Raw genomic sequence first — 25,204 nt, 5'->3', positions numbered from 1 at the left:
GGGAACCGGGCCGGGTTTTCTACCACTTAGCTGAAGTTTTGGGTGTTTCAGTTAAGGAGATATTGCGTGCTATCGGGTATTAAAACAGCTTTTGCATCAGGCCTGAGCGGTATTGAGCGGCAGACATCAAAACAGCACGGCCAGGGTACGGCCCGTCAGCAGGATGCGGCTCCCACCCAACGCGGCGGCGGCACGTTGCAAAGCGTTGTCGGCGGACAGACTACGCTGTCAGGCCAGAATATACAGCAGAGCAATGCGGCGAGGACAACGGAACGGGGCCGTTTCCGCGCGTTTAGCCAGCTATCGCTCTTTCGTAAAAGCACCTCCTCGCAGCGGGGAGCGGCAGGAAAGCCACAGCGGGCAGAGGCGCCAACACCGCTGAATCGATTAGATGTGGCACTTCCGACCACGGCAGAAGGCTCGCTGGAGCACGAAATCAGTGCCCTCCTGGCAGAGCGGCAGGCGTATCAGGCTGAAGAACAAGCTTCGTTAGGGATACAGCTCAACGAGCAGCGCAACGCTACCGTCGCCGCGCCACAGGGGCGAGATGCCCAGCGCGCTTTGTTAAAGCAAACCATCGGCCATGAAAAAATGCGCTATCAGAGCGTGGTGGCCAGCAAAAATCATCAGCAACATACTTTGCTCGACGAGGGGGGGCGGTTGCTGTCACTCCATTCCTCGCGGGATGCACTAATTGGCGTGGCGCACAGCAGATCAGCGTGGGCAAAAGAAGAAACGCCCGGTAGCGCTTTTCCACGTCGAAAGGCAGCAGAAACTATTGAGCATGCGCTGACGTTAAACGCCGATGGAAGCGCCGTGCAGATCCGGCGCAGCAATAGCCCCGGGGTGCAAACAGCAGAGGAAAAGCTTCCCGATGCCGCCGTGCTCAGCCAGCTTTCCGGCATCTGGCATCAGCCCGCGTCCGAAGGTAGCCACGCATTTCGGCTTAGCAACGACAAGCTTTATCAGCTAACTTCGCATACCGAAGGCTGGCAAAAGGCGATGCTGGCTGGCGGTGACAAAGACCAGGCAAAGCTATCGCGTCAGGCGGATAACGCGCTTTATCTGGTACATGACGATTACCATTTATACAATTTGCAGACGCAGAGCCAGAGCGTGCGTTTTGCGGACAAGATAAGCAACGCGTCCGTGGCCGCTGACGGGCAAACGCTGGTGGTGTTGACCAACAATGAGAACAAGCAGCAAAGCGTCAGGCTGCTGCCGCGTTTTGACAGTTCGGCAGCCAGCCAGCGCACGCTACAGCTGATACCCGGCAAAACTTCGCTGGCGGCGCTGGCCCAGACCGATAGTCTGGTTATTGCGGCCGATCATCAGGGACGTTTGCTGGTGGCTAATCGTCCTGGCGAAGCAGACAAGCTGAATTTTGGCGATGCGCATAGCCTTACCCTGCGTGACAGGCTGCACCAGCAGATTGCAGAGGTAACGGGCGATCGCTTTCACGTGCTGAGTCTGCTTAATGGAGAAAACAATCAGCTGCATGCGGTAGTAAAAGACAGTATGGATCGGCAGCATGCTATCGCACTGAATCCGGATCCGGCCCGGCCGCAGGTCTCGTCCAGCTGGAACCTGAGCGACAGCCTGGTGATGGACTATCAGAAAGGGTTACCACAGCCTGCGCCTGAACGTAAAGATATTGTCGATATCGGCGCTAACGGCAAGCTGATGCTGCATGACGGAAAAGTGCATTTTTTTAATGAGTTGACTAACGGCTGGGAAGCCAGCGAGGTCAAAGCCGATCGACTACGCGCCGGTCAGGACGGCCAGGCGTGGGTGCTCAAAGATAACCAATTAAAAAGACTGAAAGTTAACGTTGCCAGCAACAAAATAAATTTTCAGCAGAACGCGTTTGCCCTGCATCAGATAAAAAAAAGCGTCAGCGAAGAGCTGGCCATGCCGGGCCTGGATAAGAATCAGGCCACGGTAGCTGCCAGCGTGCTGGACAACGGGCGTTTCGCTACGCTGGAAGAGAAAGGTGATATTCACTTTCATCACGTCGATACGGAAAGCCGCCGAAACAGACGACTGCCGCAAACGCTGACGCGTCAGGCGTTAAGCGAGGCGATGAACCGGGCTTCTGCCGCGCTAAGCCTGATCCCTGAGGACCGAGTGGATCATAAGGTTACAGATATCGTTATCGGCCCAGAGAGTCAGCTGTTTATTCTCAGCGACAAGGGCAAAGTATTCAGCCTGCCTGCACAAAGCTGGCAGCAGGGCAAACTGGACAAAATGCAGCTGGAGAAATTACCCGCGCAAATTAAGGATGAAGCAGACGAAACGCCCGATGCGCTTCCCGCCAGATTTTACGGTAATCAAAAGGAGGCGCTGCTGCTGGAGATGGATAACTCGCGGCTGCTGGCCAGAAGCGAGCATGGCTGGCATCCGGTTCCCTCCGCCTTTTCACCGGGCGACCGGGATGCTGAAAACATGGCCGATCGGCATTATGACAGGCTAAGCAGCGCTACACGTGATGCCAGACTAGGGAAAACCGGCATTACCTGGAAACGCGAAATCAATACGTTTGGTCAGTCCGGGCATGACGGTCATAAGGTTCATACGCCTTTCCGCACCCGACTGAGCACCTTCGTCTTTCGCCCCACGCTGGAAACGCCGCGACCGCTGAAAAATTTAGGCAGTCTTGTCCAGCACACTTACGGCGGCCGACAGGGGTTGACGGCAATCTACCAGCAGCAAACTCATCAGCTGGCGGAACTGACCCGGCACCTCAAGCGGCAGCAAACCGGAAAACCGCAGGAGCCGCTTAGCCTGAGGTTAAAAGCGCTGGCCTCACAGGATAATTTGCCGAACTGGTTCAGCGAGATGCAGAGCTTTAACGCCGTTCTGGCAGACAGTGCAGCACTGCAGGCCGGGTTGCTTCAGCAGCACTATGGCGCTCAGAGCGGTGCCGTGCGGCAGATGGCAAAATTAACGAACGGCCTCAATCCCGCCAGCACGCGCAGCGACGAGTTGCTGGACAAGCTGCACCAGCTGTTCTCATCACAGCCGAGCGGCAAAGGTAATCATGCTCAGCTTACGCTAAACGCGCTAAAAAACGCGGGCGTAACGCTTTCTCACCAGAAACCTGCGGAGGCCATTCCGGCTGGCCTGCATCGTGATACGCACGATCCGCTGGGGCTGGTTAAGTCGCGCCTGATTCTGGACGGCCTGACCAATGTGAAAATGCACGATTTGACCACGCGCCTTAGCAGAGCATTGGATCTACAGGGCGAACCGCGTGACAAAGCGCTGCGGGCGCTGGGCAATGAATTTCGTGCTTTGCGTGATGAAGAATGGGAAGGCAATCCGCTAAAGCAGGTAACCAGCCAGGGGTTTACCGGTAATGACCGGCTGGAAGCGAACTACGATGCCATTAAATCGATGACTAAAGCCTTTAGCAAAGCGAATCACGCCATGAACGTGACCACCCGAACGGTGATGCAGGCTGAAGATCAGCAGATGCTGGCCCGCAGAATGGGAGAAACGGTGCTGGCGATGGAGAAAGGTGAAAGCATCGCCTTTAGCCGGGCCTATGGTGCAGCGACCACGATGAGCGTGCTGCCCGGTTCACAGGTGATTGCCGGAGTTGGCGGCAGAGGCAGCCTGGACCGGGGTTACAATATGAGCCTGACGCGTAGCGAGGGCGGCATAAACGTTAGTTTTGGCCGGGATGGCGGCGGTTCGCTGACGGCTTTTACCGGCATAGGTTATAACCTGCTAACGGGTTATATGAAAGATCCAGCGCATGATGTTGCTGTCGATCACCAGCGTAATCTGGCACCGGCTGTTCGCGTGGGCGGGGTGTTTTCCGCTACGCCGCTGGACGTCAAAAAACAGAACAGTATCAGCTTTGAAATTACCGAAGCTGAACTGCCCACCTTTATTAAAGGGCTAATGGAAGGCACGCTGGAGCCGCTAACGTTACTCAATCGCGGCATCAATCACAGCGTCAAAAAGGGGGAGGTATTGAACGTTAGCCTGGATGCCAATGCGGCCGCGCTGGCTTCGGCCGGTATTCCCGTGACCAACAAACATGAAAAAGAGACGCCTGCCAGCTTCCGCGTGGGCGGCGGAGCCTATGCTGGCGTTAATTTGCTTTCCGGCACGCGCGAAAGAGGCAGTACCCGCAAAGAGGGCAGCAGTACGGAAAGTCGCAGTAACAATCGTCCGCGCGGCCTGAACAAGGCCAGCGTGGGCGTTAACTTTGCTTTACCGACGGGAGTATTGATCAAGGGCGCGGAGGGGCGTGTGCCGCTGTTTGCCGGGCCGGCCGCCAGCGTACAGCTTTCCATTGATAATCGTACAAAGCAAAGTCTGACGGTAGAAACCAAAATGGCCCAGCCGCTGGAAGCGGTACATATCGATAAGCTAATGGAAACGCTGGGTAAGAAATTCAGCGATCCGGCAACGGCAGCGCTTATGGCCGCGTTAAAAGATAAAGAAGATGACGAAACACCGTTAACACCCGCGCAGAAACTGGACAAAATCGATGCCCATTTTACGCCGCGTAATCTCCGGCAAAAAAGTAATGAGCAGCAGGCGGCGCTACGCGATCTTGATAAGCACCTCCGTCAGCAAAGCGCGGCGGAAAAGGGCCAGAAACTGCTGCAAAACGGTGAGTATCAGACTACCTATGCCAATCTGAGCAAGGTAGACAGTAACGGCATCTGGCATCAGCTTTCTCATCTGCTGGACGGCAGCCTCAATGCCAGCAACGCCAATAAAATGCGCGAGCTAATGAAAGACGACCGTCAGCTACAAACGCTGATTGCCGCGCTTCAGGATAACGTCAGCACGGAGGCGACCGTAACGCTGGAGTTAAAGGATGACGTACGCGAAAAGCTGGAAAAACGCTGGCTGGAGCAGGGCAATAGTCCGGAAGAGATGAGGGCGGAACTTACCAGGCGCGATAATCTGCGGCTTAAGTCTATTGCCTTCAGCAAATCACAGGTCAAAACGGATGGCTTCGCCACGCCTGCTTTTTTGCTCGGCGGCTCTAACAGCGCGTCGGTTTCTATGAAGCGTAATCTGGGCAAGATCAGCTTCAGCTATGGCGAAAACCAGGATAACCCTGTGAATTACGCGCTGGAAGGGCGTATTGCAAAAGCGACAGCGGAGCTGGCCGGCGCTTTGCAGCAGGGGCAGCAGCAACACTATGTACTTAAAAGTTAACAGGAGTTTTTATGTCCGCAGCGCAACAGCTCAACCACTATCTGGCCTACTACGGCCGACGTTTAAACCTGAATCTTGGCCTGAAAAACGGCGTCTGCGCGCTGGTTGAACACCAGCGTGAAATAGCGGTTATCGAACTGCCGCCCGACAGCGACTGCATTATTTTTCACTGTAAAATAGCCAGTCTGATTGGCACATCAGAGCCATACTTACGTATGCTGCTGGCATTAAATTTTGAGATGGACGCGATGCGTGGCTGCTGGCTGGCGACAGACGGCGACGAGGGGTTGCGCTTGTGTACCCAGCTGCCGCTGGCAGGACTGGATGCTGACCGATTTAGCAGTATGCTTGACGGTTTTATCAACCAGGTCCGCGACGTCGGCGAATTTTTGGCGGAAAATCGCGCGGTAGCCTGACTTATCACAAATTTTTATCAACGAAAAGGTTCACATTCTCCTCATAGTGTTAAGGGATGGTTAAGTCGCGGTAAAGTACAGTAATTACGGGAGTTTTAGGACTGTTAGATATGTTTTTGTAGCGCAATCTGGACAATAGTATTATCCAACGGCGCTACAGAAGCCGTAAGCAAATTGAGGATGTAACCATGAAAAAAACCACTCTGGCGCTGTTGATTACTGTATTTTCAGCGAGCACGTTGTTTTCTACCGTAACCCAGGCTGAAGGCCCTCCGGGACAGGACTGGCACCAGCAAGGTGGGCATGAAGGCCATGGTGGACCTGATGGGCATCATGGTCGTGACGATAGAGGCGGCCCGGATCGTGGTCATGGGGATTTTCGAGGACATGAAGGTCATGGTCCTGACCACCATTTTGAACAGCGCGACCGCTTTGCCTGGCAGGGGCATGAGTTTCACCGTGGACAACCGCTGCCGCCTCACTTCCGTGGCGACGATTACCGCGTAAACGACTGGCGCGATCGCGGCCTGCATGAGCCACCGCGCGGCGAACACTGGGCCTATATTGACGGTAACTATGTGTTGATTGCCGCCGCAACAGGCGTCATTACTTCTATTCTGTTAAATAACGCCTTCCACTAATGATTATGCGCTGGCCTCCACAAGGCTGGCGCTTTTAATTACCTGTTATTGCTTTCTTCTGCTGTTATTACTTTCTTCTGCTGTTATTACTTTCTTCCGCTGTTATTACTTTCTTCTGCTGTTATTACTTTCTTCTGCTGTTATTACTTTCTTCCACTGTTATTACTTTCTTCCGCTGTTATTACTTTCTTCCACTGTTATTACTTTCTTCCGCCGGTATTATTAACCTGCTACCTGCTACCTGCTACCTGCTACCTGCTACCTGCTACCTGCTACCTGCTACCTGCTACCTGCTACCTGCTACCTGCTACCTGCTACCTGCTACCTTTCCTCCTGCCGCAATTTTATCTGTCGTACCTGGTCGCGCTGGTTCCCTTTGCCTTGTTTCATTAATTATCATTCGATTTTCAGAGCGTTGCCGCACTTTTCAGCATCGAAACCTATTGGTTGGATTCTGTTCATTCATTACCATTGGGTTCAGGATTTGAAAGGACAATGATCGGAAGGAAACGATGATGGTGAAAAGAATGGAACTGATAGAGGCAAAAGTCGAAACGCTGCTGATTGATGTGGCAGTGATTAAGACGAACTATGCAACCAAAGTAGATGTTGAAAGCGTTAAAAAAGAGTTGCAGGCTTCCGTTAATACACAAACCAAATGGCTTATTGCGGCACTGTTTATCGTACTGGGGACAGGATTGGGCATTGCTCGTTTACTATTTTAGCACCTGCAAAAAGGCCATTCCTTATCGGAACAGCCTTTGTTTTTGCTACGCGGGTGAAAACCGCTGGCGCGGATTAATGGTGCGTAATAACAGAAGTGATAACGCCGGTCGCTACGGCAATCAGTACGTAGTTACCGTCAATTTTCTGCCAGCGATGGCCTGCCGGTGGTGCTTTCAGACCATGTTTGTGCCAGTCATTTACCTGGTAACCTTCGCCACGGTATTTTTCCGGTAACGGACGCCCTCTGCGGAAGTCCGGATGCTCATCCTGGCGGTGGTCCGCGGGACGCGCGTTATGCTGTGCTTCGCGATGCTGCTCCGGGCGCGAATGGTTCGGCTGTGGGTTGCCGTGCCGTTCCGGCTGAGCGTTACCGTGCTGCTGCTCATGCTTGATCGGCGGTTGGTTATTCTGTGGGCCTTCCGCAAACGCGCTCAGGCTGGTTGTGGTAAACAGAAGCGCAGAAAGAGCAATAATGCCTGACTTTTTCATTTTCATATCCTTGCAGGTCTGATGTTTTTTTTGGTTAACGGTTCCAATCTGGGGGGCAGAAGGGCAACACGCAATCTCAATAATCCGAAGAAGTCGTGCCTTAACGCAAAATTTACGATTGGCTTTCAAAAAGCTAACGCCTGCAGCCCTGACGCTGGCCAATCGGCGTCCTGACCTTTACCGTACCGAAAAAGCCTGTTCCAGCATAAAGCGCAGCTGCGCCTCGCTATAATTTATCAGCGCATTTTTACTGTTGGCGCGAGCCACAATCCAGTCTATCTCCTCGTGGCTCAGCGGCGGCGGATCCAGCCAGAAAGGCGTGATCGCTTTATCCTGAAGCCAGGAAGCCAGCATACGTGCCGGAGGCAGCGTAAAACCAGGGAACAGGGCGACGGCCAGCTCGTCCATCAGCTGTTGCTGCTGCTCATTCTCGCTGTCATTAAGCAGCTGCAAAAAAGGCAGCAGCAGGCGACCGCAAACTTCGCCGTGATGGTAATCCTTAATGGCTCCCAGCTCGCCAGCAATACCGTGGATCACGCCCAGCCCGGCCATACTGAGGCTCAGGCCGCCTTGCCAGGAGGCAATCATCATCTGTTCACGAGCAAAATCGCCCTGCTCATCGTCGTGATTTAAAAAAGGCCAGGCGCTGATAAAGGCGCGCAGACCACTCAGGGCAGTCTGCCGACTCAGCGCATTGCCTTTGGCAGAGAGGTAAGCTTCAAAAAGATGGGTGAAAGCATCGATGGCGCAGCAGGCAAGAACGGAATCAGGCGCGCCGCGTAGCAAATCGGGATCCAGAATAGCGATATAAGGCACGAAGCTGGCGTGACGCAGCGAAGCCTTCACTTTAATCTCGGCTTTATCCGTTACTACTGCGTTTTGCGTCGCCTCGCTGCCCGTGCCAGCGGTGGTTGGCACGGCAATGACGGGCAGCGTATTGCCGCTTATTAGCGTATCGCCCACCTTTTCCAGATAGCGCAGCGTATTCAGCGGATGCTGACTCAGTGCGGCAAAAGCTTTGGCCGCATCCAGCACGCTGCCGCCGCCAATAGCGACGACTCGCGCAACTTTTCCGCGCCAGCGCGCCACCCACTCGTCAAGCTCTGCCGGTGAAGCTTCATGGCGAACTATTTCACAGCCCACCAGCAGCGGCTCTGTCTCTGCCTTCAGCTTTTGCCATGCTTCACCCTGTAAAAACGATCTGGCGCAAAACAGCAGCGTAGGCTGCGGGTTCTGGCTTAATAAGGGGAGCAGTTCACGCAGGCTACCGCGGCCAAAAAAGGTCTGGCGGTTTGCAATCTGGCTGACGATCATTTCGGTCCTTAATGTACAAAAGCGGGTTAATAAGGCAATCAGATAGCTCGCGCAGGACAGCTGAAGGTAATCATTCTGTCCTGCGGGGCATTGATCACGCTGAAGCGAGTGTCGGAAAGCCGCTGCGCCAGCCAGCCTTCTCGGGTAACGGCAGAAGGAATATATTGCTGCGGATTACTGGAGTAAAGGGGCCCGCTCTCCAGCTGTAGTTTGTCCATCGCAATGCGGAAAGAGGTAAAGCGGTCGACAATTCTGCCCTGCGTGTTGCCTAAAGCCTGCCCACTCAGCGTTTCCATTTTTCCCTCACAGACCATGCCTTTTTCGCCCGATGAACAGCCGGTGAGCAGCTGGCAAGCAAGAAACAACACGGCCAATGCCGAAAGAGAGGAAGAAAGTTTATGGTCCTGCCAGCGCATAGTAGTCCCTTAGCAATGGATAATGATCCAAGTATAGCCCCCCGTTTTTATTCGCTACGGAAAAGGTAAAAACCGCACAAAAACAAGGGAAAAGCCGCGATCTGGACGGGATGTAGCAAAACTATTATCATTTTGTGGCTTATAGCTGAATCAGTTCAGCTAAATAGTTAACAGCAGTTCGCAAACAGATTATTGAGTGCTACAATCCTGACGCTTTTGATACTTCCATCTTATTCCTTGCGGGTTAACGGTCGTTTTTGTCGTCAAAATCGTCAGATGCCTTATTTTGCAGGGGGTTACCAGGCAAGTTTCAAAACAGCTTGTATACTTTTTCTGCACCGGCTGTAGTCCGTGTGGAAAAGCTTAATAGGGCGTCAGGCTGCAAGCACTCTGGCAACAACTTTATCAACCGAACCAATCCTGTGAACAAAAAATCTGCTCTTTTATTAACGCCGCTGGTGTTACTACAACCTGCTGTCGGTCACGCTCAGGCGACGGCCGCGTCAAAGGACGCCGCTTCCGCGCAGGAAGGCTCTCTGATGGTTATCAAACAGCGCAGCGGGCTTTCCGAACTGGATACGCCAGCCGCCGTCAGCGTGGTCAACGGTCAGCAGCTACGTAACAGTACGCCGCAGGTTAATCTTTCGGAAACGCTGGGCAACGTGCCTGGCCTGCAGATCCAGAATCGACAAAATTACGCCCAGGATCTCCAGCTCTCCGTTCGCGGATTCGGTAGCCGTTCTATGTATGGCGTACGGGGCGTGCGCGTCTATGTCGACGGCATTCCGTCCACCATGCCGGACGGCCAGGGGCAGACCTCTAACATTGATATCAATTCGGTTGATAAAGTCGAAGTGCTGCGCGGCCCTTACTCCGCGCTTTACGGCAACGCCTCGGGTGGCGTGGTTAATATTGACAGCGAGACCGGCAGTCAGCCGACAACCTTAACCGCAGGCACTTACTACGGCAGCTATGGCAGCTGGCGCAACAGCGTGAAGGCAAGCGGCGCAACCGGCGACGGCACGCATGCTGGTGATGTGAACTATATGATTTCCGGTTCGCGTTTTACCACGCGTGGTTTTCGCAATCAGAGCGGTACGCAAAAAAGCCTGGGCAACGGTAAGTTCGGCGTACGCATTGATGATGTCAGCACCTTAACGCTGATGTTCAATACGGTTTCGGTAGATGCCAACGATCCGGGTGGCCTGACCCGCGACGAGTGGAAAGCCAATCCTCGCCAGTCGCCGCGTGGCGATACTTTTAACACCCGGAAAAGCCTCGATCAGACGCAGCTTGGCCTGCGCTATCAGCGTGAAATGAGCGATAACGACCAGCTTACCTTCACTGCCTGGCACGGCGAGCGGCACACCACGCAATACCAGTCCATTCCCGTTGCCGTACAAAAAAATCCTGCCTATCCGGGCGGCGTTATCGTACTCGAACGCAAATATTCCGGTGTGGATACCCGCTGGAAGCATAACGACCAGCTTGGTTCCGTACCGTTCAGCGTCACGGGCGGTCTGGATTATGAAACGCTGACCGAACGTCGTCAGGGCTTTGAAAACTATCAAACGGTGAACGGCAGCACGCTGTTGGGCGAAAAGGGAAACCTACGCCGCAACGAAAAAAACGTGATGTGGAATCTCGATCCCTACCTGCAAACCAGCTGGGATCTGACGCCGAAGTGGACGCTGGATGCCGGTCTGCGCTATAGCACCGTCAGCTTTGATTCAACAGATTATTACGTCACGACCGGCAACGGTGATGACAGCGGCAGCAAGCGCTACCACAAGCTATTGCCGATGGGCTCTTTAAACTACGCGCTGACGGATGCCTCGAATCTCTATTTTTCTGCCGGTCGCGGCTTTGAAACGCCAACCATTAACGAGCTTTCTTATCGCTCAATCAGCGGTAGCGAGACCGGCCTGAACCTGGGGCTGAAGCCTTCTACCAGCGACACCTTTGAGCTGGGTAGCAAAACCCGCGTCGGCTACGGACTGTTTACCGCCGCGCTGTTCCAGACTAATACCGATAACGAGCTGGTGGTGGCAGAGAGCAGCAACGGACGCTCGGTGTATAAAAATGCGGGCAAGACTCGCCGTCGCGGTCTGGAACTGGCGTTCGATCAGCAGTTTGCCGAAAACTGGCAGCTGAAGATGGCCTGGACGCTGCTGGACGCCACCTATCGTAATGAAACCTGTAGCGACAGCGGCAGCTGTACGCCTTCCGGCAATCGTCTGCCAGGCGTAGCGCGGAATATGGGCTACGCTTCTTTAGGCTGGATGCCGGAAGAGGGCTGGCATGCGGGGGCGGAAGTTCGCTACATGAGCAGTATTCAGGCCGATGATGAAAACGACGCGAAAGCGCCATCCTATACGGTTACCAGCCTGAACAGCGGCTATCGTTTTAACTGGGACAAGTGGTCGCTCGATACCTTTGCCCGCGTCGATAACCTGTTTGATAAAGAGTATGTCGGGTCGGTCATCGTTAATGAAGGCAATGGACGCTATTACGAGCCGGCGCCGGGACGCAACTATGGCGTCGGTGCAACGCTCACCTATACCTTTATGTAAAAGAATCCAGAACAGCCTGCCGCCAGGTGTAAATCTGACGGCGGGTTCAAAACACCGGGATGGATAATCAGTATGAAACCGGGTGTTTTTTGCGATTCAGCCTGTGCGCTTAATCGAAGACGTTAAATTTTGGTAAGGTCCATACTATGCAAAGTAAAGCACCGTTATCACGGACTCTCGTGATGCTTACGGCTGTATTTGCCGCGATCAGCGGGTTATACCTGTTGATTGGCGGTATCTGGCTGGCCAAACTCGGCGGCTCGTTCTACTACATCATCGCTGGTGTTGTTGAGCTGGTTGTCGCCTGGCTACTGTTCCGTCGCCGCTCTTCAGCTTTAATGCTGTATGCGGTTTTCCTGCTGGCAACGCTGATTTGGTCGTTGTGGGAAGTAGGCTCTGACTTCTGGGCGCTGACACCGCGTCTTGACGTGACCTTCTTCCTTGGCCTGTGGCTGGTACTGCCTTTCGTTTACCGTGGCCTGTCTCAGGGCAAAGCGGCACGCGGCGCGCTGAGCGCGGTGCTGGTGGTAACGGTGATCGCACTGGCTTACGCCGTGTTTAACGATCCGCAGGAAATCAACGGTTCCCTTAACGCGGAACAGGCTGCGAACGTTAACAAATCTGCTGACGGCATCGCTGCAGGCGACTGGCCTGCTTACGGTCGTACTCAGGGTGGCACCCGCTACTCGCCGCTGACGCAGATTAACGACAAAAACGTTGGTCAGCTGAAAGAAGCGTGGACCTTCCGTACCGGTGATATGAAGCGCCCAACCGATCCAGGCGAGCTGACTGACGAAGTCACGCCAATCAAAGTGGGTGATTCTCTTTATCTGTGTACGCCACACCAGATCCTGTTTGCGCTGGATGCGGCTACCGGTAAAGAGAAGTGGAAATTCGATCCACAGCTGAAAGCCGATCCTTCCTTCCAGCACGTAACCTGCCGTGGCGTTTCTTATCATGAAACGCCAGCTGCCGCAGCGGTGCCAGCTGGCGGCAAGCCTGCGCTGTGCTCACGTCGCGTTATCCTGCCGGTGAACGATGGTCACCTGTATGCGCTGGATGCGGAAACAGGCGCGCTATGCCCGGAATTTGGCGAAAACGGCAAGCTGAATCTGCAGCAGAACATGCCTAACGCCCGTGCGGGTGCTTACGAGCCAACTTCACCGCCAATCATCACCGATAAAACTATCGTGGTGGCGGGTGCGGTAACCGATAACTACTCCACCAAAGAGCCATCTGGCGTAGTGCGTGGTTTTGATGTCAACACTGGCAAACTGCTGTGGGCATTCGATCCAGGCGCGAAAGATCCGAACGTGGTACCGGAAGGCGAGCAGCACTATGTGCCGAACTCACCGAACTCCTGGGCGCCTGCTTCGTATGATGCCAAACTGGATCTGGTTTACCTGCCAATCGGCGTAGCAACGCCGGATATCTGGGGCGGTAACCGTACACCGGAAATGGAGCGTTACGCGACCGGTATGCTGGCGCTGAACGCGACCACCGGTAAAGTGGCGTGGTTCTACCAGACCGTTCATCACGATCTGTGGGATATGGACGTGCCTGCACAGCCGACGCTGGCTGATATCACCGTGAAAGACGGCAGCACCGTTCCGGTCATTTATGTACCGACCAAAACAGGCGACATCTTTGTACTGGACCGTCGTACCGGCAAGGAAGTTGTACCTGCGCCAGAAACACCCGTGCCGCAGGGCGCTGCCAAAGGCGACCACGTGTCTCCTACGCAGCACTTCTCTGAGCTGACCTATCGTCCGAAGAACAAACTCTCCGGTGCGGATATGTGGGGCGCAACGATTTACGATCAGCTGATCTGTCGCGTAATGTTCCACAGCCTGCGTTACGAAGGCCCGTTCACGCCACCTTCAGAGCAGGGCACCCTGGTGTTCCCGGGCAACCTGGGTATGTTCGAGTGGGGCGGTATCTCTGTTAATACCGATCGTCAGATTGCTATTACTAACCCGATGGCGCTGCCTTTCGTTTCTCGCCTGATCCCACGTGGTCCAAACAACCCGCTGTGGCCAAACGAGAACGATAAAGGCGGTAGCGGCACGGAAACCGGCGTTCAGCCACAGTACGGCGTACCGTTCGGCGTGACCCTGAATCCGTTCTTGTCTCCGCTGGGCTTCCCTTGCAAACAGCCTGCATGGGGCTATATCTCTGCGGTTGACCTGAAAACCAACGATATCGTGTGGAAAAAGCGCATCGGTACCGTTCGCGACAGCTCACCGGTTCCGCTGCCGTTCAAGATGGGTATGCCTATGCTGGGCGGCCCAATCTCTACGGCGGGTAACGTGATGTTTATTGGCGCGACGGCGGATAACTATCTGCGCGCGTTTAGCGTGACCAACGGTGAAAAACTGTGGCAGGCTCGTCTGCCGGCCGGTGGCCAGGCTACGCCAATGACCTATGAAGTGAACGGCAAGCAGTACGTGCTGATCGCGGCAGGTGGTCACGGCTCATTCGGCACCAAACTGGGCGACTACATTGTTGCCTATGCGCTGCCGGACGACGCGAAAAAATAAGTTATCCTGGCGGAGCTAATCCGCAGCGATAACGGCTATCAGGGGCGTCCTTAACGGGACGCCCTTTTTTTATCTGTTATTACCCGATAAGCAAAGCGCCTGTCATGGACTAAGAGAGAGTAATGAACAGCCAGGCATTTTTACCGGTGAAAATCGGCAATATCAAGCGACCCGTAATTTATATTTAAGTTCCTTAACTTACGATTAGTTATTTATAACAGCCCGTTAGAGACATGCTTATTTTCTCATCAATTCTAAACCCTTCCTAAACCGCGCTGTTTTCAGAATCCAGCCTGTTACCTTATTCGCATTTCCTTAATCTTTTCCTAATGTTTCTCACTTATTGTTCAGGATCTGTTGATTCAAATACCCTTATCTCATGCCACAATAGCTTACTTTTCGTGTGAATTTGATGTGAACGGGAAGTAAAGAAAAGTCGTTACTTAGACAGATGATCGTCGGACGTCACGTTAATAAAAGTTAATGATTTAACCGCTTTACGAGTGGTGTTAATCGCACAATCTGCTAAATTGGCCTCCAGACGATCGGTAAAGGAGTTTAATAGTGTCCCACTTTCTTCCTTTTTCCCGGCCAGCGCTGGGTGAACACGAGCTGGCTGCGGTCAGTGAAGTGATGCGCTCAGGCTGGATTACCACCGGCCCTAAAAATCAGCAGCTTGAACAGGCCTTTTGTGAACTTACCGGAAATCGTTACGGCATTGCCGTCAGTTCGGCTACGGCGGGTATGCACGTAACGTTAATGGCATTGGGTATTGGACCGGGAGATGAGGTTATTACGCCTTCGCTCACCTGGGTTTCCACGCTCAATATGATTGCTCTGCTGGGCGCCGAGCCGGTGATGATTGATGTCGATCGCGACACGCTGATGGTCACGCCAGAGGCGATTGAAGCCGCTATCACGCCACGGACAAAAGCTATCGTGCCCGTTCACTACGCCGGGGCACCTGCCGATATCGACGCTATTCACGCGTTGGGCCAGCGCCATGGTATTGCGGTCATTGACGATGCGGCCCATGCGGCCGGTACTTACTATCGCGACAGGCACGTTGGCGCGACCGGCACCGCCATTTTCTCGTTTCACGCCATTAAAAATATGACCTGCGCGGAAGGCGGCCTGGTCGTCACCGACAACGAAGATCTGGCAAACCGCATTCGCAGCCTGAAGTTTCATGGCCTGGGCGTGGACGCTTTCGACAGGCAAACCCACGGCCGTGCGCCACAGGCCGAAGTCATTATGCCTGGCTACAAATATAATCTGGCCGATATCAACGCGGCTATCGCGCTGGTACAGCTGGACAAACTCAAAGAGCTTAATGCGCGGCGCAGCGAAATTGCTAACCGCTATCTCCGCGAGCTGGCCGACACGCCGTTTCAACCGCTGGCTCAGCCGGACTGGCCACACCAGCACGCCTGGCATCTGTTTATTATTCGCGTTGACCAGGCGCGCTGTGGCCTGAATCGCGATGAGCTGATGCAGGCGCTAAAAGAGCGCGATATCGGCACCGGCCTGCACTTCAGAGCAGCCCATACGCAAAAATATTACCGTGAACGTTTCCCAACGCTCTCTTTACCTGCCACGGAGTGGAACTCAGACCGTATCTGTTCTATCCCGCTGTTCCCCGGTATGACCGATGAAGATGTAAGCCGCGTTATTGCTGCGCTGCGTGAAATTGCTGAGAAACACCATGTCTGAACAACCCATTAAAAAAGTTTCTGTTGTTATCCCTGTTTATAACGAACAGGAAAGCTTGCCTGAACTGGTACGCCGCACCACGACCGCCTGCGCCACCTTATCGCAGGCATATGAAATCGTGCTGGTGGATGACGGCAGCAGCGACAGCTCGGCTGAGATGCTGACCGCCATGGCGGAAGAGCCGGGCAGCCATGTGGTCGCCGTGCTGCTTAACCGTAACTACGGCCAGCACTCGGCGATTATGGCTGGCTTTAGCCACGTCAGCGGCGATCTGATTATCACGCTGGACGCCGATTTACAGAACCCGCCTGAAGAGATCCCGCGTCTGGTTGAAAAAGCGGAAGAGGGCTATGACGTGGTGGGCACCGTCAGGCAGAACCGCCAGGATAGCTGGTTCCGAAAAAAGGCGTCGCGGATGATCAATCATCTTATCCAGCGCGCGACCGGCAAAGCGATGGGCGATTATGGCTGTATGCTGCGTGCCTACCGCCGCCATATCATTGAAGCGATGCTGCACTGTCACGAGCGCAGCACGTTTATTCCTATCCTTGCCAATACGTTTGCCCGGCGGGCCATTGAGATCCCGGTACTGCATGCGGAGCGCGAATTTGGCGATTCCAAATATAGCCTGATGCGCCTGATCAACCTGATGTATGACCTGGTGACCTGTCTGACTACAACGCCGCTGCGCATGCTTAGCGTCGTTGGCAGCCTGATTGCGCTGGCCGGGTTCGCATTTTCGCTGTTATTGATTCTGTTACGCCTGTTTTTTGGCCCGGCGTGGGCCGCCGACGGCGTCTTTATGCTGTTTGCCGTGCTGTTTATTTTTATCGGCGCGCAGTTTGTGGGCATGGGACTGTTGGGTGAATACATCGGCCGTATCTATAACGATGTCCGTGCTCGCCCCCGCTACTTTATTCAACGCGTTATTAATTCATCTTTCACTGGCTCTTCTGAGGACGACAAAAAATGAAAGCAGTAGTTTTTGCTTACCACGACATGGGTTGTATTGGCATTAATGCTCTGGTGAAAGCGGGTTATGAAATTGAAGCCATTTTTACGCATGCGGATGCAGCAACAGAAAACCACTTTTTTGCCTCGGTAGCGCGTACGGCGGCGGAGCAGGGTATTCCTGTTTTTGCCCCTGAGGAAGTCAATCATCCGCTCTGGATCGATCGTATTAAGGCGATGAATCCGGACGTTATTTTCTCTTTCTACTACCGCAACCTGCTGTGTGAAGAGATCCTGAACTGCGCCAGCGCCGGTGCCTTCAATCTGCACGGCTCGCTGCTGCCCAAATACCGTGGCCGCGCGCCGCTGAACTGGGCGCTGGTAAATGGCGAAACCGAAACGGGCGTCACGCTGCACCGTATGACGGCGCGCGCTGATGCAGGTGCTATTCTGGCCCAGCACACCGTTGCTATCGCCGAGGAAGATAATGCGCTGACGCTGCACCGCAAGCTTAACGCTGCGGCCGAACAGCTACTGGGCGAGACGCTACCAGCGCTAAAAGAAGGGAAGGTTGCCGAACGTCCTCAGGATGAAAGTCAGGCTACCCGCGTGGGCCGCCGAACGCCGGATGATGGCCGTATCGACTGGACGAAGCCAGCGGAAACTATCAATAACCTGGTTCGCGCCGTCACCGATCCGTGGCCGGGTGCTTTTGGCTATATTGGCTCGGCTAAATTTATTATCTGGAAAGGTAAGGTCAGACGCGATCTGCCTGCGGCAAAAGCGGGTACCGTGCTGTCCGCCAACCCGCTGATTATCGCCTGCGGCCAGGATGCGCTGGAAGTGGTCACCGGCCAGAGTGAGAATGGCGTTTACATGCAGGGCTCACAGCTGGCGCAAACGCTTGGGCTGGTGAATGGCGCGCTGCTAAGCAATCAGCCTGCCTCCGTTATTAAGCGCCGTACCCGCGTGCTGATCCTTGGCGTTAACGGGTTTATCGGTAATCATCTGACAGAGCGTCTGCTGCAGGACGATAACTTCGAAGTCTACGGTCTGGATATCGGTTCGGACGCGATTAGCCGCTTTATCGGCCGCCCGCGTTTTCAGTTTGTCGAAGGCGATATCAGCATCCATTCAGAGTGGATTGAATATCACATTAAAAAATGCGACGTCATTCTGCCGCTGGTCGCTATCGCCACGCCGATTGAATATACGCGCAACCCGCTGCGCGTTTTCGAGCTGGATTTTGAAGAAAACCTGAAGATTATCCGCGACTGCGTAAAATACAAAAAGCGCATTATTTTCCCTTCCACTTCTGAAGTTTACGGTATGTGTACCGATGCCAACTTCGATGAAGATCACTCTAACCTGGTGGTCGGGCCGATCAACAAACAGCGCTGGATCTACTCCGTTTCTAAACAGCTGCTGGACCGCGTGATCTGGGCCTATGGCGACAAAGAAGGCCTGCGCTTTACCTTATTCAGACCGTTTAACTGGATGGGGCCGCGTCTGGACAACCTGAACGCCGCACGTATCGGCAGTTCCCGCGCCATCACGCAGCTTATTCTCAACCTGGTAGAAGGCTCGCCGATTAAGCTGATCGACGGTGGCCGCCAGAAGCGCTGCTTTACCGACATCCGCGATGGTGTAGAAGCGCTGTTCCGCATTATTGAAAACAAAAACAATAACTGCGACGGCCAGATCATCAATATCGGTAATCCGGACAACGAAGCGAGCATTAAAGAGCTGGCAGAGCAGCTGCTGGCCAGTTTCGATCGTCATCCGCTGCGCGACAGCTTCCCGCCGTTTGCCGGTTTCCGCGAGGTTGAAAGCAGCACCTATTATGGTAAAGGCTACCAGGACGTTGAACACCGTAAGCCAGCCATTCGTAACGCTCGCCGCCTGCTGAACTGGACGCCGGAAGTGAAAATGGAAAAAACCATCGACGCGACGCTGGACTTCTTCTTACGCACCGTTGAAGACGTGGAAAAAGCTCAATGATAAAAGTCGGGCTTCGTATTGATGTTGATACGTGGCGTGGCACGCGTGATGGCGTGCCCCGACTACTGGAAATCCTTAAGCGGCATCGTACCCGCGGCAGTTTTTTCTTCAGCGTTGGCCCGGACAATATGGGACGCCATTTATGGCGTCTGTTAAAGCCAAAGTTCTTGTGGAAAATGCTGCGCTCCAACGCCGCCTCGCTGTATGGCTGGGACATTCTGCTGGCAGGTACCGCCTGGCCTGGCCGCATCATTGGCAAGGGCCAGCGCGATATTCTGAAAAAAACGGCGGAAGAGCACGAGGTCGGGCTACATGCCTGGGATCATTTTGCCTGGCAAACCTGGGCAGGCGTCTGGTCGCCTGACGAGCTGTCACGGCAGATTGCCCTGGGCAAGGACGCCTTAAGTACCCTTATCGACCAGCCCGTCACCTGTTCAGCCGTAGCGGGCTGGCGGGCCGACCAGCGCGTGGTCGACGCTAAGGAACCTTTTCACTTCAGCTATAACAGCGACTGCCGCGGCAGCAGACCGTTTTTGCCGCTGCTGGAAAATGGCGGTACGGGAACGGTACAGATTCCGGTCACGTTGCCCACATGGGATGAAGTAGTTGGCTCTTCCGTCAGCAAGGAAGCGTTCAACGACTTTATTATCAGGAAGATAAAAGAGGATAAGGGCACGCCGGTTTACACTATTCATGCCGAAGTAGAAGGCATTGTCATGAGCGACATGTTTGACCAGCTGTTGACGCTGGCCGAGCGTGAGGGCATTTGCTTTTGCCCGCTAAGCGAATTGCTGCCTGAAAATATTAGCCATCTACCGACAGGAAAAATCGTGCGGCGCAGCCTTGCTGGTCGTGAAGGATGGCTTGGATGTGAACAATTAATGGAGTAGGGGAGTAATGGAGCAATGAAAATGAGAAATGGTCTTCTCCTGGTGCTGCTGTTTGCTCTGTATTACCTGGTGCCGCTGGAGTTTCGCCCGCTCTGGCAACCCGATGAGACCCGTTATGCCGAAATCAGCCGTGAAATGCTGGTCAACGGTAACTGGGTTGTGCCGCATTTTTTCGATCTTCGCTATTTTGAAAAACCTATTGCCGGTTACTGGATTAACAATATTAGTCAGCTGATTTTTGGCCACACTAATTTTGCCGTCCGCTTTGGCTCCGTTTTTTCCATTACGCTTTCCGCCCTGCTGGTTTACTGGCTCACGCTCAGCATCTGGCAGCGGCGCGCCACTGCGCTGCTGGCGGGCATCATCTTTCTTAGCAGCCTGCTGGTTTATGGCGTCGGCAGCTATGCGGTGCTCGATCCAATGATCACACTGTGGCTGGTGGCGGCTATGTGCTGTTACTGGCTGGCGATAAACGCGCCTGGCACGGCAAAAAAAGTGTTGGCCTGGCTGCTGCTGGGGCTGGCGTGCGGCATGGGCTTTATGACCAAAGGCTTCCTGGCGCTGGCGGTGCCGGTTATCGCTATTTTGCCGTTTGCCATTATGCAAAAGCGTTTCAAAGAGCTGTTGCTGTTTGGGCCGCTGGCTATCGTTGGCGCAGCGCTGATCAGTGCGCCCTGGGCCATTGCTATTGCGCAACGTGAAGCTGATTTCTGGCACTACTTTTTTTGGGTTGAACATATTCAGCGCTTTGCGGAAGACAACGCGCAGCATAAGGCGCCTTTCTGGTATTACCTGCCGGTACTGGTGTTAGGGTGCCTTCCGTGGCTGGGACTCTTGCCCGGCGCGCTACGCAGCGGCTGGCAGCAACGGCGTGAAACGCCGGGCGCTTTTTATCTGCTGAGCTGGACAATAATGCCGCTGCTGTTTTTCAGCATCGCTAAAGGTAAACTGCCCACCTATATCCTGCCTTGCTTTGCGCCGCTGGCCGCCTTAATGGCGCAACAGGCGCTGGCCGTAGTGGCAGCCAAAGGAAAGGCGTTAAAAGTTAACGGCTGGATCAACCTGTTGTTCGGCGCGCTCTGCACCGTCACGATACTGATTTTCCTGGCGCCCTGGGGCCTGGCGAAACATCCCGTCTATGGCCATCATGAACTATTCAGAGTAGTGCTGGCTGCGGGCGCGTTTTTGCTGTGGGGATTATGCGGCCTGCTAACGTTAAAAACGCCCGAACGACGCTGGCTGCTGGCGGCCTGTTGTCCGCTGGCGCTGGCGCTGGTCATAGGGCAGGCCATTCCGGAGCATGTCAGAGAAGGCAAGCTGCCGCAGGAGTTCGTTCGCCAGATGAAAAGCGAGCTTGCCCCGAGCCACTTTATCCTGGCGAACACACCGGGCATGGCCTCTACGCTGGCATGGGAGCTACGGCGTAGCGATATCATTCTCTATTCCCAGCCGGGCGAAGTGCAGTATGGCCTCAGCTATCCGGATGCCAGCCATAAGTTTATTCCTGCCGGACAGCTTGCCGCCTGGCTACAGCAGCACAGGAGACAGGGTAGCGTGTCGCTGGTGATGATAGTGCAGCGGGATAACCAGAACCCGGATGCTGATGTGCCGCAGGCGGATGCCGTTTACCGCAAGGGACGCCTGATCGTCTGTCAATACTCGCAGCAGCCATGAATATTCTGCTGATCGTTTTCGCCAGCCTGCTGAGCTGCGCCGGACAGCTTTGCCAAAAGCAGGCGGCGCATCATGGCTTACTGAAAGGGAAATGGCATTTGCTGTTCTGGCTGGGGCTAAGCGTGCTGCTGCTGGGCTGCGCGATGCTGGTCTGGCTGCGAATATTGCAACAGGTGCCGGTCGGCGTAGCTTACCCCATGCTGAGCCTGAATTTTATCTTTATTGCGCTGGCGGCCCGCTGGCTATGGAAAGAGCCCGTTTCTGTGCGGCACTGGCTGGGTATCGGCCTGATTGTAGCGGGCGTAGCGGTGATGGGGGCCTGGGCCTGATGGGAATTTTACTGGCGCTGTGTAGCGTTTTACTGGTAAGCGGGGCGCAGCTGCTGATGCGCTGGTCGATGATTAACCTGCCTGCCGCCAGCGATCCGGCGGCTTTTTTCCCGGCACTCTTAACGTTTTCTCCTGCCGTCATCGGGCTGGCTGGCGGGCTGGCGGCCTATGCGCTGTCAATGCTCTGCTGGCTGCTGGCGCTGCAACGGGTCGCGCTCAGCAAAGCCTATCCGCTGCTGAGCCTGAGCTATGTCCTGGTGTGGGCCGCGGCGCTTTTTTTACCGGCGCTTGATGAGCCTTTCCGCTGGGGGAAACTGGCAGGGGTAGTGCTTATCTTTAGCGGGCTGCTGTTTATTTGCTGGCCAGCGAAAAAGCCACGCAGCGGGCAGTAATCAGCGTATTTAAAACGGGCAGGGCTGGTTGCGGAGCGCCGCGCCGCCTGCCTGAATCCTGCTTTATAAAATACTCTTTTACATTCAAACACTTTCGTCCGGTTGCCAGCACAAAAAGAATGATAATCGTTCGTTTTAGCGGTATATTTGTTAATAATTATCGATATTGTTCTTATGGAGACGCTACGTGACAATTCGTTCCTGGATGTTGGTCAGCTCGCTGGTCATTTCTGCTGGCTGTGCGGCCACCACCTATCCCTTGCAGATTACCGATATGGATAATCAGAAAGTCACGCTGGATAAGGAGCCGCAGCATGTCATTTTGCAGGATGGCCGCGATGTTTTAGCCTTAGCGCTGCTGGATCGTGAAGAGCCTTTCCGTCGCGTGGTAGCCTGGAATAATTTGCCGAAAAAGCAGGATCCGCAGACCTGGGATCTGCTGAAGAAAGCCTGGCCGGAAGCAACGAAGATCCTGGATATGGGTTTTAATGACCAGGGGCAGGTTAACCTGGAAAGCGTTATCGCTGAAAAGCCGGATTTGATGATCGCTCAGCTGCGTGCCAAAGCCGCGCTAAAGCAGACCGGCGTGCTGGATACGATGCAGCGGCTGCATATTCCGGTGGTGTTTGTTGATTATGAACTTCATCCGGCACAAAACACGGCTAACAGCGTTACCCTGCTGGGCAAGGTGCTTAATCAGGAAGCCCGTGCGAAAGAGTATACCGATTTTTATCACCAGCGCTGGGATGCTATCCAGCAGCAGATTGCTCAGGTAAAACAGAAGCCGACGGTATTTATTGAACCTATTGCGGGTAACTCGGACAGCTGCTGCTTTACTCACGGCCACAACGGCTGGGGCGGGCTGGTAGAGGCGGTTGGCGGCAAAAACATTGGCTCCAGCCTGCTGCCGGGGTCGTCAGGTTTTGTCGCGCTGGAAAAAATTATCGCCATGAAGCCGGACGTTTATATTATGTCGGGTTCTAAACGTCCGAATAATAACGTACTGCCGTTCGGTTATAACGTTTCCCTTAACGACGTCGCCGTTACCTTTAATAAACTGATTAACCGTACTGGCCTGCAGCAAATCACGCCGGTGAAAGAAGGCAGGGCATACGGTATTTATCATCATTTTTATAACCATCCCTACAATATTATCGGGATGGAGATACTGGCCAAAGATCTTTATCCAGCCCGCTTTGCGACGCTTAATCCCGAGGCCGATTTTCATCAGATCGTTACCCGCTTTACTAAGCTTCCTGACGACCCGGTAGTGCTGAGTTACGCTTCGAAGCAGCAATAAGGTTCGGGTAAACGGTCCGCTTATCCGGTTAGCCTCCGCTGCCAGAAGGCTGTAGTGGTACTGCAAAAATGCAAAAATGCAAAAATGCAAAAATGCAAAAATGCCGAAATGTATGGACTGTGTAGGTTTATAAGCAGCTTGAAAGGCGACAACTTGTCGCCTTTTCGCGTTATGATCGCCGCAATTTTTTTGGATTAACGAAAATGTCAGAAACGTTCCCCCTGCTTAACGTGCAGGGTGTTACTTACAGCCAGCAGGGCGTAACCTTGCTGGCACCCGTTTCCTTTACGCTCGATGCAGGTGAGTTTGTCTGGCTGACCGGGCCATCCGGCAGCGGCAAAAGCACCTTATTAAAAATTATCGCCTCGCTGCTGGAGCCTGACGGCGGAACGCTTTTCTTTCAGGGCAGGGCGATAAGCGAGCTAAAGCCGGAAAGCTATCGACAGCAGGTTTCTTACTGCTTCCAGACGCCGGTTTTGTTTGGCGAAACGGTGTATGACAACCTGGCATTACCCTGGCAAATTCGCCGAAAAAAAGTAGAGGCTGCGGCGTTAAAGAGCGGATTGCGCCAGGTCAATTTGCCGTCAGACATACTGCAAAAGAAGATCGGCCAGCTTTCCGGCGGAGAAAAGCAGCGGATAGCGCTGCTGCGTAACCTGCAATTCCTGCCGGATATTTTACTGCTGGATGAAATTACCAGCGCGCTGGATGAAGAAAATAAGCAGATCATCAATCAGCTCATTGCCGGACTGGTAAAAGAAAAGGGGACGGCGGCGATCTGGATTAGTCACGACGCGCGGGAAATCGGAGAGGCGCAGCGCGTTATCAGCCTTCGACCGCCAGCAAGGAGAGATGCCGATGAATCAGCATAATATTACCACTGAGTCGCTGGGGCTGGCGCTGATTCTGGTTCTGGTGGCGCTGTTCGTGAGCCGCAAAGAGAAGCTGGGGCTGGAAAAAGATATTATCTGGAGCGTGTCGCGCGCCATTGTGCAGCTGGTTATTGTCGGCTATGTCCTGAAATATATCTTTGACTTACAGAACGCCGCGCTGACGGTATTGATGGTGCTGTTTATCTGCGTTAATGCAGCCTTAAACGCCCGCAAGCGCAGCCGCAATATCGACAACGCGTTTGTGCTGTCGTTTATCGCTATTACGCTAAGTACGACCTTAACGCTGGTCATTTTAGTCATGAGCGGCTCGATTGAATTTATGCCGATGCAGGTAATTCCTGTTTCCGGCATGATTGCGGGCAACGCCATGGTGGCGGTAGGGTTGTGCTACAACAATCTGAACCAGCGCTTCAGCGACAATCAGCAAAAAGTACAGGAAATGCTTAGCCTGGGCGCTTCGGTCAAAATGGCTTCCGCCAGCATTATCCGCGACAGCATCCGTTCCGCGATGATCCCTGGCGTTGACGCCGCCAAAACTGTCGGTCTGGTCAGCCTGCCGGGAATGATGTCGGGTTTGATTTTTGCCGGTATCGATCCGGTAAAAGCGATTAAATACCAGATTATGGTGACTTTTATGCTGCTGGGCACGGCCAGCGTGGCGACTATCGTGGCGGGCTATCTGGCTTACCGACGCTTCTTTACGCCCCGCGCGCAGCTGAAGTCGATGGAATAGAAGCGGCGTAAAACGAAAAATGGCGA

Annotated in this window: 19 protein-coding genes; 16 read left to right on the top strand and 3 right to left on the bottom strand. The window is 54.1% G+C overall.

Annotated features, from left to right (window positions below; translation table 11 throughout):
• The first annotated feature begins 66 nt into the window (after positions 1-66).
• The 4 genes from ACMGGR_RS15530 to ACMGGR_RS15515 all read left to right on the top strand — a co-directional run bounded on the left by ACMGGR_RS15530 (position 67) and on the right by ACMGGR_RS15515 (position 6,969).
• A complete protein-coding gene (locus ACMGGR_RS15530; protein WP_414147278.1) occupies positions 67-5,187 on the top strand; it encodes an AvrE-family type 3 secretion system effector in 5,121 nt (1,706 codons plus the stop codon).
• 11 nt (positions 5,188-5,198) lie between these two features.
• Positions 5,199-5,603: a type III secretion system chaperone gene (locus ACMGGR_RS15525; protein ID WP_414147277.1), complete on the top strand. Its 405-nt coding sequence runs from the start codon at positions 5,199-5,201 to the stop codon at positions 5,601-5,603.
• A 188-nt stretch (positions 5,604-5,791) separates the two neighbouring features.
• Positions 5,792-6,244 carry an RcnB family protein gene (locus tag ACMGGR_RS15520; protein WP_246758645.1) on the top strand — a complete coding sequence of 151 codons (453 nt, stop codon included), beginning with the start codon at positions 5,792-5,794 and terminating at the stop codon, positions 6,242-6,244.
• A 527-nt stretch (positions 6,245-6,771) separates the two neighbouring features.
• Positions 6,772-6,969, top strand: a complete 198-nt coding sequence (locus ACMGGR_RS15515; RefSeq protein ID WP_414147276.1) for a hypothetical protein — start codon at positions 6,772-6,774, stop codon at positions 6,967-6,969.
• Between the two features lie 73 nt (positions 6,970-7,042).
• Here the strand turns inward: ACMGGR_RS15515 and ACMGGR_RS15510 are convergent, their stop codons facing one another.
• From ACMGGR_RS15510 to ACMGGR_RS15500, 3 genes are all read right to left on the bottom strand, one after another.
• Positions 7,043-7,459, bottom strand: coding sequence for an RcnB family protein (locus ACMGGR_RS15510; RefSeq protein ID WP_246761408.1), 417 nt, complete (start codon positions 7,457-7,459; stop codon positions 7,043-7,045).
• Positions 7,460-7,636: 177 nt separating this feature from the next.
• Positions 7,637-8,773 (bottom strand): iron-containing alcohol dehydrogenase, encoded by a 1,137-nt coding sequence (locus ACMGGR_RS15505; RefSeq protein ID WP_414147275.1) that lies wholly within the window; start codon positions 8,771-8,773, stop codon positions 7,637-7,639.
• A 38-nt stretch (positions 8,774-8,811) separates the two neighbouring features.
• Entirely contained in the window at positions 8,812-9,189 is a 378-nt protein-coding gene (locus ACMGGR_RS15500; RefSeq protein ID WP_414147274.1) for a hypothetical protein, read from the bottom strand.
• 458 nt (positions 9,190-9,647) lie between these two features.
• Between ACMGGR_RS15500 and pqqU the strand changes: the two genes are divergently transcribed.
• From pqqU to fetB, 12 genes are all read left to right on the top strand, one after another.
• Positions 9,648-11,762, top strand: coding sequence for a TonB-dependent receptor PqqU (pqqU, locus tag ACMGGR_RS15495; RefSeq protein ID WP_414148979.1), 2,115 nt, complete (start codon positions 9,648-9,650; stop codon positions 11,760-11,762).
• 146 nt (positions 11,763-11,908) lie between these two features.
• On the top strand, positions 11,909-14,302 hold the full coding sequence (locus ACMGGR_RS15490; RefSeq protein WP_246761411.1) for a glucose/quinate/shikimate family membrane-bound PQQ-dependent dehydrogenase: 2,394 nt from the start codon (positions 11,909-11,911) through the stop codon (positions 14,300-14,302).
• A 564-nt stretch (positions 14,303-14,866) separates the two neighbouring features.
• Positions 14,867-16,015, top strand: coding sequence for a UDP-4-amino-4-deoxy-L-arabinose aminotransferase (gene arnB / locus ACMGGR_RS15485; RefSeq protein WP_414147273.1), 1,149 nt, complete (start codon positions 14,867-14,869; stop codon positions 16,013-16,015).
• Positions 16,008-16,988, top strand: a complete 981-nt coding sequence (gene arnC / locus ACMGGR_RS15480) for an undecaprenyl-phosphate 4-deoxy-4-formamido-L-arabinose transferase (RefSeq protein ID WP_246761413.1) — start codon at positions 16,008-16,010, stop codon at positions 16,986-16,988. The genes arnB and arnC overlap by 8 nt, the downstream gene beginning before the upstream one ends.
• Positions 16,985-18,967: a bifunctional UDP-4-amino-4-deoxy-L-arabinose formyltransferase/UDP-glucuronic acid oxidase ArnA gene (arnA, locus tag ACMGGR_RS15475; protein ID WP_414147272.1), complete on the top strand. Its 1,983-nt coding sequence runs from the start codon at positions 16,985-16,987 to the stop codon at positions 18,965-18,967. Before arnC ends, arnA begins: the two co-directional genes overlap by 4 nt.
• A complete protein-coding gene (arnD, locus tag ACMGGR_RS15470) occupies positions 18,964-19,857 on the top strand; it encodes a 4-deoxy-4-formamido-L-arabinose-phosphoundecaprenol deformylase (RefSeq protein WP_414147271.1) in 894 nt (297 codons plus the stop codon). The genes arnA and arnD overlap by 4 nt, the downstream gene beginning before the upstream one ends.
• Before the next feature lie 21 nt (positions 19,858-19,878).
• Positions 19,879-21,531 (top strand): lipid IV(A) 4-amino-4-deoxy-L-arabinosyltransferase, encoded by a 1,653-nt coding sequence (arnT, locus tag ACMGGR_RS15465; protein ID WP_414147270.1) that lies wholly within the window; start codon positions 19,879-19,881, stop codon positions 21,529-21,531.
• Positions 21,528-21,860, top strand: coding sequence for a 4-amino-4-deoxy-L-arabinose-phosphoundecaprenol flippase subunit ArnE (arnE, locus tag ACMGGR_RS15460; protein WP_246761417.1), 333 nt, complete (start codon positions 21,528-21,530; stop codon positions 21,858-21,860). The genes arnT and arnE overlap by 4 nt, the downstream gene beginning before the upstream one ends.
• Positions 21,860-22,252, top strand: coding sequence for a 4-amino-4-deoxy-L-arabinose-phosphoundecaprenol flippase subunit ArnF (arnF, locus tag ACMGGR_RS15455; protein WP_414147269.1), 393 nt, complete (start codon positions 21,860-21,862; stop codon positions 22,250-22,252). Before arnE ends, arnF begins: the two co-directional genes overlap by 1 nt.
• Before the next feature lie 205 nt (positions 22,253-22,457).
• Positions 22,458-23,552 (top strand): ABC transporter substrate-binding protein, encoded by a 1,095-nt coding sequence (locus tag ACMGGR_RS15450; RefSeq protein ID WP_414148978.1) that lies wholly within the window; start codon positions 22,458-22,460, stop codon positions 23,550-23,552.
• A 203-nt stretch (positions 23,553-23,755) separates the two neighbouring features.
• On the top strand, positions 23,756-24,424 hold the full coding sequence (gene fetA / locus ACMGGR_RS15445; RefSeq protein WP_414147268.1) for an iron efflux ABC transporter ATP-binding subunit FetA: 669 nt from the start codon (positions 23,756-23,758) through the stop codon (positions 24,422-24,424).
• A complete protein-coding gene (gene fetB, locus ACMGGR_RS15440; protein ID WP_414147267.1) occupies positions 24,411-25,178 on the top strand; it encodes an iron efflux ABC transporter permease subunit FetB in 768 nt (255 codons plus the stop codon). The genes fetA and fetB overlap by 14 nt, the downstream gene beginning before the upstream one ends.
• Positions 25,179-25,204 lie beyond the last annotated feature (26 nt).

The organism is Erwinia sp. BNK-24-b (genome assembly GCF_047456155.1).
In the GTDB taxonomy this organism is placed as follows: domain Bacteria; phylum Pseudomonadota; class Gammaproteobacteria; order Enterobacterales; family Enterobacteriaceae; genus Erwinia; species Erwinia phyllosphaerae.
This window is presented reverse-complemented; position numbering and strand designations above follow the sequence as displayed.

What these genes read in the sequence shown, in the direction of transcription:
- arnA (WP_414147272.1), top strand. Translation starts at nt 16,985, where the DNA reads ATGAAAGCAGTAGTTTTTGCTTACCACGACATGGGTTGTATTGGCATT.
- ACMGGR_RS15510 (WP_246761408.1), bottom strand. Translation starts at nt 7,459, where the DNA reads ATGAAAAAGTCAGGCATTATTGCTCTTTCTGCGCTTCTGTTTACCACA.
- ACMGGR_RS15515 (WP_414147276.1), top strand. Translation starts at nt 6,772, where the DNA reads ATGGAACTGATAGAGGCAAAAGTCGAAACGCTGCTGATTGATGTGGCA.
- arnE (WP_246761417.1), top strand. Translation starts at nt 21,528, where the DNA reads ATGAATATTCTGCTGATCGTTTTCGCCAGCCTGCTGAGCTGCGCCGGA.
- ACMGGR_RS15520 (WP_246758645.1), top strand. Translation starts at nt 5,792, where the DNA reads ATGAAAAAAACCACTCTGGCGCTGTTGATTACTGTATTTTCAGCGAGC.
- ACMGGR_RS15500 (WP_414147274.1), bottom strand. Translation starts at nt 9,189, where the DNA reads ATGCGCTGGCAGGACCATAAACTTTCTTCCTCTCTTTCGGCATTGGCC.
- fetA (WP_414147268.1), top strand. Translation starts at nt 23,756, where the DNA reads ATGTCAGAAACGTTCCCCCTGCTTAACGTGCAGGGTGTTACTTACAGC.
- arnC (WP_246761413.1), top strand. Translation starts at nt 16,008, where the DNA reads ATGTCTGAACAACCCATTAAAAAAGTTTCTGTTGTTATCCCTGTTTAT.
- ACMGGR_RS15450 (WP_414148978.1), top strand. Translation starts at nt 22,458, where the DNA reads ATGTTGGTCAGCTCGCTGGTCATTTCTGCTGGCTGTGCGGCCACCACC.
- fetB (WP_414147267.1), top strand. Translation starts at nt 24,411, where the DNA reads ATGAATCAGCATAATATTACCACTGAGTCGCTGGGGCTGGCGCTGATT.
- arnD (WP_414147271.1), top strand. Translation starts at nt 18,964, where the DNA reads ATGATAAAAGTCGGGCTTCGTATTGATGTTGATACGTGGCGTGGCACG.
- ACMGGR_RS15490 (WP_246761411.1), top strand. Translation starts at nt 11,909, where the DNA reads ATGCAAAGTAAAGCACCGTTATCACGGACTCTCGTGATGCTTACGGCT.
- arnT (WP_414147270.1), top strand. Translation starts at nt 19,879, where the DNA reads ATGAGAAATGGTCTTCTCCTGGTGCTGCTGTTTGCTCTGTATTACCTG.
- arnF (WP_414147269.1), top strand. Translation starts at nt 21,860, where the DNA reads ATGGGAATTTTACTGGCGCTGTGTAGCGTTTTACTGGTAAGCGGGGCG.
- ACMGGR_RS15525 (WP_414147277.1), top strand. Translation starts at nt 5,199, where the DNA reads ATGTCCGCAGCGCAACAGCTCAACCACTATCTGGCCTACTACGGCCGA.
- ACMGGR_RS15505 (WP_414147275.1), bottom strand. Translation starts at nt 8,773, where the DNA reads ATGATCGTCAGCCAGATTGCAAACCGCCAGACCTTTTTTGGCCGCGGT.